We start from the raw sequence: 6,507 nt of genomic DNA on the forward strand, positions 1-6,507 counted from the left end.
AGCGGTTGCTGCTGGAGACCTCCTGGGAGGCGTTCGAACGGGCGGGGATCGACCCGGCCACCCTGCGCGGCAGCCAGGCCGGTGTGTTCGTCGGCACCAACGGGTCCGACTACTCCCTGGTCATGCAGGCCTCCGACGCCGGCTACGAGGGCCACCTGGCCACGGGCACGGCCGGCAGCGTCGTATCCGGCCGCGTCGCCTACACGTTCGGGCTGGAGGGTCCGGCCGTGACGGTGGACACCGCGTGCTCGGCCTCGCTGGTCGCCCTGCACATGGCGGTGCAAGCGCTGCGCAGTGGCGAGTGCTCGCTGGCCCTCGCCGGCGGTGTGACGGTCATGTCGACCCCCGGCACCTTCATCGAGTTCAGCCGTCAGCGCGGCCTCTCCACGGACGGCCGCTGCAAGGCCTTCTCGGCCGACGCGGACGGCTTCACCCCTGCCGAGGGTGTCGGCCTGCTCCTGGTGGAGCGGCTGTCGGACGCGCGTCGCAACGGCCACCCGGTCCTCGCGATCGTGCGCGGCTCCGCCATCAACCAGGACGGTGCGAGCAACGGCCTCACGGCTCCCAACGGTCCGTCGCAGCAGCGGGTGATCCGTCAGGCGCTCGCCAACGCCCGGTTGTCGGCCGCCGATGTGGACGCGGTGGAGGCGCACGGCACGGGCACGAGTCTGGGCGACCCGATCGAGGCGCAGGCGCTCCTGGCCACCTACGGGCAGGGCCGGGACGAGGAACGCCCGCTGCTGCTGGGTTCGATCAAGTCCAACATCGGTCACGCCCAGGCCGCCGCGGGTGTGGCGGGTGTGATGAAGATGGTGCTGGCGATGCGGCACGGCGTCCTTCCGCCGAGCCTGCACATCAGCGAGCCGACCCCGCACGTCGACTGGTCCTCCGGGGCCATCGAGCTGTTGACGCGCAACACCGAGTGGCCCGAGACCGGCCGTCCGCGCAGGGCCGCCGTGTCCTCCTTCGGATTCAGCGGCACCAACGCCCATGCCGTACTGGAAGAGGCCCCGCAGAACGACACGGAGCCGGTGCAGCCCTCAGGTGAGCCGACCGGGGAAGCCACCCGGCCCCTGCTCGCGGACGGCACCGCGCTGCCCTGGGTGATCTCCGGCAGGACCGAGACGGCGCTGCGCGACCAGGCACAGCGGCTCCTGGAGCACATCGAGGCGCACGGCGACCTCGAGCCGGCCGACGTCGGCACCTCCCTCGCGCTCACCCGTTCCGTGCTCGACCACCGGGGCGTGGTGATCGGCCGCGACCGCACCGACCTCTTGACCGGACTGCGCGCGCTGGCCGAGGAACGCGGCGTGGCCGGGCTGGTGCAGGGGTCGGGAACGGGGGGCAAGGGGGTGTTCCTGTTCCCCGGACAGGGGTCGCAATGGGTAGGCATGGCCTCCGCGTTGTTGGACGCTTCACCCGTGTTCGCTGCCCGGATCGATGAGTGCGCGGCGGCGCTGGACCCCTTCACGGACTGGTCGTTGGTGGATGTGCTGCGGCAGGTGCCGGGTGCGCCGTCGCTGGACCGGGTGGACGTGGTCCAGCCCGCCCTGTTCGCGATGATGGTCTCCCTGGCCGAGCTGTGGCGCTCGGCAGGCGTGGAACCGGCCGCTGTGGTGGGCCACTCGCAGGGCGAGATCGCCGCCGCGTGCGTCGCCGGTGTCCTCAGCCTGGAGGACGCGGCACGCGTGGTGGCGCTGCGCAGTCAGGCGATCGGGCGTGTGCTGGCCGGCCTGGGTGGCATGGTGTCCGTCGCGCTGCCCGTGGCGGTGGTGCGGGAGAGGATCTCCGCCTGGGGTGAGGAGCGTATCTCCGTGGCGGCCGTGAACGGGCCGTCGTCGGTGGTGGTCTCCGGTGAGCCGGAGGCGTTGGACGAGCTGCTGGCCGCCTGTGAGGCGGAGGGGGTGCGGGCCCGGCGGGTGCCGGTGGACTACGCGTCCCACTCCGCCCAGGTCGATCTCCTCCGGGAGGAGTTGCTGGATCTTCTGGCGGGTGTGACTCCGCGGTCCGCGCGGGTTCCGTTCTTCTCCACCGTCACCGGTGAGTGGGTGGAGGGTCCGGAGCTGTCGGCGTCGTACTGGTTCGAGAACCTGCGCCGTACGGTGGAACTCGATGGTGCGGTGAGGACTTTGCTGGAGCAGGGCTTCGGTGCGTTCGTCGAGTGCAGTGCGCATCCGGTGCTGGCCATGGCGGTGCAGGAGACGGCTGAGGACGCCGGCCGTCAGGCGGCGGTGGTGGGCACGTTGCGCCGGGACGACGGTGGCCCGGAGCGGTTCCTGACCTCGCTCGGTGAGGCGTTCGTCGGGGGTATCCCGGTGGACTGGAAGGCCGTCTACGCCGGTACCGGCGCCCGCCGCGTCGACCTGCCCACCTATGCCTTCCAGCACCAGCGCTACTGGCCCGAGGCGTCTTCGCCGGAGACGGTTCCCGTGGTCTCCACCGACCCTGCCGACGCCCTGTTCTGGGAGGCGGTCGAGCGCGAGGACCTGGAGTCCCTGGCCGAGACGCTCGAACTGCCGGACAAGGAGCCCCTGGGCCCGGTGCTGCCCGCGCTGTCGTCCTGGCGGCGGCAGAGCCGTGACCGTTCGACGGTCGACGGCTGGCGCTACCGCGTCACCTGGAAGCCGCTCGCCGAGGAACGTCCCGGGCGGCTGACCGGCACCTGGCTGCTGGTGGTGCCCGAGGCCGCGGCGGAGGGCGAGTGGGCCGCCGCCGCGAGCCGGATGCTCACCGAGCGCGGAGCCGCCGTACGCACACTGGTTCTCGGCGCGTCCCATCTCGAGCGCAAGGTGCTCGCGGACCGTCTCCGCGAAGAGACGACGGGAGAGACGGAGACGGCCGTCGCTGTCGCGGGCGTGCTCGCGCTGCCGGCGGCCGCTCCGCACCCGCACGCGCTGCACGCCTCGCTCGCCCTGTTGCAGGCCCTGGGGGACGCCGGAGTCGACGCCCCGCTGTGGTGCGCCACGCAGGGCGCGGTGTCGGTGAGCGGTGCGGACACCGTCCACGACCCGGAGCAGGCGCTGCTGTGGGGGCTCGGCCGCACCGCGGCCCTGGAGCACCCGGAGCGCTGGGGCGGACTCGTCGACCTGCCCGCCGGCAGCCCCGATGAGAGGTCGCTGACCCGGTTCGCCGCCGTACTGACCGGTGCCGTCGGCGGCGAGGACCAGTTGGCGATCCGGCCCACCGGGGTCTACGCACGACGGCTGGTCCGCGCCTCCCTCGCGGAGGCGAGGCCCGTCCGTGACTGGCGGCCCGAGGGGACCGTACTGGTCACCGGTGGCACGGGTGCCCTGGGCGCGCACGTGGCCCGCTGGCTCGCCCGCAGCGCGGACTGTGAAGGCACCGCCCCGCTGCACCTGCTGCTGACCAGCCGCAGCGGCCCCGACGCCCCCGGCGCCGGCGAACTCCGCGACGAACTCACCGCCCTGGGCAGCGAGGTGACCATCGCGGCCTGCGACGTCGCCGACCGAGCCGCCCTCGCCGAGCTCCTCGCCTCCGCCGTGCCCGCCGACCGGCCGCTCACCGCGGTCGTCCACGCGGCCGGCGTACTGGACGACGGGGTCGTCGAGGCGCTGACGCCGGACCGCTTCGCCACCGTGCTCGCGCCCAAGGCTGACGCGGCCCGCAACCTGCACGAGCTGACCCGCGACCTCGACCTCTCCGCCTTCGTACTGTTCTCCGGAGTGGCCGGCACCCTCGGCGACGCCGGACAGGCCAACTACGCGGCGGCCAACGCCTACTTGGACGCCCTGGCCGAACACCGCAGGGCCGCCGGACTGCCCGCCACCTCGATCGCCTGGGGACGCTGGGGTGAAAGCGGCCTCGCCGCGGACGGCGCCGTGGGCGACCGGCTGGAGCGGGGCGGCGTACCGGCCATGGAGCCGCGGCTCGCGCTGCGCGCGCTGCGGCAGGCCCTGGACCACGACGAGACGGCGGTCGCGGTCGCCGACATCCAGTGGGAACGTTTCGCGCCGGGCTTCACCGCAGTACGGCCCAGCCCGTTCATCGGCGACCTGCCCGAACTGCGACGGCTCGCGCGGAGCACGGAGGCGGGTGACGCGGCGACGGGCGCGGACGGCGACGGCGCCCGGTCCGCGGCGCAGGCGCTGCGGCAGCGGCTCGCGGGCATGTCCCAGTCGGAACAGTCCCTCGTGGTCCTCGAACTGGTCCGCACGCAGGCCGCGGCCGCGCTCGGCCACCCCTCGACGGCGGAGGTCGGGGCTGCCCGGGCCTTCAAGGAGCTCGGCTTCGACTCCCTGATCGCGCTCGAACTGCGCAACCGGCTGAACGCGGCGACCGGGCTGCGCCTGCCGGCCACGCTGGTCTTCGACCACCCGACCCCGGCCGCGCTGGCCGACTTCCTGCGCGCCGAGATCACACAGGACGGCGGCGCGGCAGCGGCGGCGCCCGGCGTCGCGGAACTGGAACGGCTGGAGTCGGTGCTGTCGGTCCTCGACCCCGACGCGCCGACCAGGACCGACATCACGGCCCGGCTGCGGGCCCTGCTGGCGAAGTGGGACGCGGCCGAGCCCGGGTCCGTGCCGGACGGCGAAGCGGTGACGGGCCGGCTCCAGGAGGCCACGCCCGACGAGGTGTTCGCCTTCATCGAGAACGAGCTCGGAATTTAGCACTACAGCGTGCGCGCACTGGCAGCGCGTCGTTCGTGACGAGAAGCATGGGTGAGGTTCCAATGGCGGATGCGGATCAGGACAAGATCCTCGACTACCTCAAGCGGGTAACGGCCGATCTGCACCAGACACGGCAACGCCTTCGCGAGGTCGAGTCGCAGGAACCTGAGCCGATCGCGATCGTCGCCATGAGCTGCAGGTTCCCCGGAGGCGTCGAGTCTCCGGAGGACCTGTGGCGGCTCGTGGCCTCCGGTGGCGACGCGATATCCGGGTTCCCCACCGACCGCGGCTGGGACATCGAGTCGCTCTACGACGAGGACCCCGACCAGCAGGGCACCAGCTACACCCGCGAGGGCGGCTTCCTCACCGACGCCGGACGCTTCGACGCCGCGTTCTTCGGCATCAGCCCACGCGAAACCCTCGGCATGGACCCCCAGCAGCGGCTGCTGCTTGAGACCGCGTGGGAGACGTTCGAGCGGGCCGGCATCGATCCGACGACCCTGCGCGGCAGCCGCGCCGGCGTGTTCGTCGGCACCAACGGCCAGACGTACCCGGAGATCCTGCAGCAGGTGCCCAAGGGCGTCGAGGGCTACCTGATGACCGGCAACGCGGCCAGCGTCGTCTCCGGCCGGCTCTCCTACACCTTCGGCCTGGAAGGGCCCGCGGTCACCGTCGACACCGCCTGCTCGGCCTCGCTGGTCGCCCTGCACCTGGCCGTGCAGGCGCTGCGCAACGGCGAGTGCACCCTCGCTCTGACCGGCGGTGTGACCGTGATGGCGAGCCCGCGCTCGTTCGTCCAGTTCAGTCGGCAGCGCGGACTCGCCCCCGACGGGCGGTGCAAGCCCTTCGCCGACGGCGCCGACGGCACCGGCTGGGGCGAGGGCGTCGGCATGCTGCTGGTGGAGCGGCTGTCCGACGCCCGCCGCAACGGCCACCCCGTGCTCGCCGTCGTCCGCGGCTCCGCCATCAACCAGGACGGCGCGAGCAACGGCCTCACCGCGCCCAACGGGCCCGCCCAGCAGCGGGTCATCCGCCAGGCGCTGGCCAACGCCGGCCTCACCCCCGCCCAGGTCGACGCCGTCGAGGCGCACGGCACCGGCACGACCCTCGGCGACCCGATCGAGGCCCAAGCCCTCATGGCCACCTACGGCCAGAACCGGCCCGACGGCCGGCCCCTCTGGCTGGGCTCCATCAAGTCCAACATCGGGCACACGCAGGCGGCCGCGGGCGTCGCGGGCATCATCAAGATGGTCAAGGCCATCGAGCACGGAGTGCTCCCGCCGACCCTCCACGTCGACCGGCCGACCACCAACGTCGACTGGACGGCGGGCCAGGTCGAACTGCTCACCGAGGCGCAGCCGTGGCCGCACACCGGGCAGCCGCGCCGCGCGGGCGTCTCCTCCTTCGGCGTCAGCGGCACCAACGCGCACACGGTCATCGAGCAGGCTCCCGTCGAGGTTCCTGCCGAGTCAGCGGACGAGCAGGCGGGGGTCAGCCCCGGCACCCGTCGGCAGCCCGTGCCCCTGCTGCTGTCCGCGCACAGCGCCGAGGCGCTGCCCGCGCAGGCCGAGCGGCTGCACCGCCGCGTCACGGACGACGACGACCTCGGCCTGCTCGACCTCGGCCACTCGCTCGCGACCACTCGCGCCGCGCTCGACCACCGCACCGTCCTCTTCAGCGAGGACCGCGACACCCTCCTGCGCGACCTGAGCGCACTCGCCGCCGGCGACACACCGCCCGGCGCGGTCCAGGGCGTCACGGGCGAGGGCAAGGTGGCGTTCCTGTTCTCGGGGCAGGGCAGCCAGCGTGCGGGCATGGGTCGTGAGCTGTACGAGACGTATCCGGTGTTCGCGGAGGCGCTCGATGCGATCCTCGATCG

At 73.2% G+C, this 6,507-nt stretch carries 2 protein-coding genes; both read left to right on the forward strand.

The window, feature by feature from the left end:
* Positions 1-4,628, forward strand: a 4,628-nt coding sequence (locus tag IE249_RS35040) for a type I polyketide synthase (protein WP_189711491.1), incomplete at its 5' end; no start/stop codon positions are given.
* Positions 4,629-4,690: 62 nt separating this feature from the next.
* Positions 4,691-6,507, forward strand: a 1,817-nt coding sequence (locus IE249_RS35045) for a type I polyketide synthase (protein WP_189711493.1), incomplete at its 3' end; no start/stop codon positions are given.

Source organism: Streptomyces anandii JCM 4720 (assembly GCF_014650655.1).
Taxonomy (GTDB): domain Bacteria; phylum Actinomycetota; class Actinomycetes; order Streptomycetales; family Streptomycetaceae; genus Streptomyces; species Streptomyces anandii.